Annotated in this window: 1 protein-coding gene; it reads right to left on the reverse strand. The window is 66.0% G+C overall.

Annotated features, from left to right (window positions below):
• Window positions 1–7: 7 nt before the first annotated feature.
• A complete protein-coding gene (locus CK485_RS26230; RefSeq protein ID WP_342673509.1) occupies window positions 8–514 on the reverse strand; it encodes an IS5 family transposase in 507 nt (168 codons plus the stop codon).
• Between the last annotated feature and the right edge of the window lie 59 nt (window positions 515–573).

The raw sequence follows: 573 nt of genomic DNA on the forward strand, positions 1-573 counted from the left end.
AGTCATCTCATTTGGTGAGTCTGCGGTAGCAGATGAGGGTGCAGGCGATGCTGGTGAAGGCCAGGAAGTGCTCGGCTTTCCGCTCGTAGCGTCGGTGGAGGCGGCGGCAACCGGCGAGCCAGGACATGGTGCGTTCGATGGTCCAGCGGTGTCGGCCGAGCCGGGTGGAGGACTCGACGCCCTTGCGTGCGATGCGGTGCCTGATGCCACGCTTGCGTAACCATCGGCGCAGGTGGTCATAGTCGTAGCCCTTGTCGGCGTGGAGCTTGGCCGGGCGTCGGCGCCGTGGGCCGCGACGGGAACGGACCGGCGGGATGCCCCGCACCAGCGGCTCAAGGGCCTGGCTGTCGTGGAGGTTGGCGCCGGAGATTCCGACAGACAGGGGTAAGCCGGTGCGCTCGGTGATCAAATGGATCTTCGAGCCGTACTTGCCCCGGTCCACAGGATTCGGACCCGTCAGGTCCCCCTTTTCAGAGCCCGCATGTTCACCGAGTCGATGGCGCAGCGAGACCAGTCCAGTTCACCGCGTGAGCCGAGTTCATCGAGGACCAGGCGGTGGAGCTTCGCCCACAC

The organism is Streptomyces sp. ICBB 8177, assembly GCF_003144095.1.
Lineage (GTDB): Bacteria > Actinomycetota > Actinomycetes > Streptomycetales > Streptomycetaceae > Streptantibioticus_D.